The organism is Shewanella scandinavica, assembly GCF_031932065.1.
GTDB lineage: Bacteria > Pseudomonadota > Gammaproteobacteria > Enterobacterales > Shewanellaceae > Shewanella > Shewanella baltica.
This window is the reverse complement of sequence record NZ_JAUOES010000069.1, coordinates 1-570: the sequence shown is the minus strand read 5'-3', so window position 1 is coordinate 570 and position 570 is coordinate 1. Positions and strand designations below refer to the sequence as shown.

1 protein-coding gene is annotated in these 570 nt (G+C 41.9%); it reads left to right on the top strand.

The features are described 5' to 3' along the window. Positions 1-32 precede the first annotated feature (32 nt). Positions 33-566 carry a hypothetical protein gene (locus tag Q4Q50_RS22345; protein WP_194575648.1) on the top strand — a complete coding sequence of 178 codons (534 nt, stop codon included), beginning with the start codon at positions 33-35 and terminating at the stop codon, positions 564-566. The last annotated feature ends 4 nt before the right edge of the window (positions 567-570 follow it).

The following is a 570-nucleotide window of genomic DNA, read 5'->3' as shown; positions in this document are numbered from 1 at the left end:
GTTCTAGGATTCAACAAGTTAAGAGGTTTTAAATGGGAAAGTCAGTATTTCTAAGTTACCCCCGCCCTTACAATGATGAACAACAAGTTTTTATTGAAACGTTGTGTGAGTATTTGGTTAGCAGAGGTTATGAACCTAGGACTCTAGGCGTCACGGATTACGATATGGATGCACCGCTAAAAGCGATCCGCAGGCTTATGCTTGAATCTAACGGCTTAATTACCATCGCGTTTAGAAGAGCTCTAATTACGCAAGGTAAGGGAAAGCCAGGTACACCTGATGAATATTCTTTAGATGATAAGTGGCTAACTAGCCCTTATAGCCATATTGAGCCCGCGATGGCTTTCCAGATCGGACTTCCGGTTTTGATTATACGAGAATCCGGTGTTATTGCAGACGGCATATTGGAGCAGGGTGTACTAGGTACTTACATGCCGGAATTTCACTTAAGCAGTTCATCTGATGACTACTTGATTTCCAATGAGTTTTCGCAGCTTATTCGTAAATGGGAATCTCAAGTAGAACGTGTTGTAGAAAACAAAGGAAACCCACCAAAGTTGTACTAACGGT

Bases quoted from the DNA above. Each gene is read 5' to 3' on its own strand.
- Q4Q50_RS22345 (WP_194575648.1), top strand. From the start codon at position 33: ATGGGAAAGTCAGTATTTCTAAGTTACCCCCGCCCTTACAATGATGAA.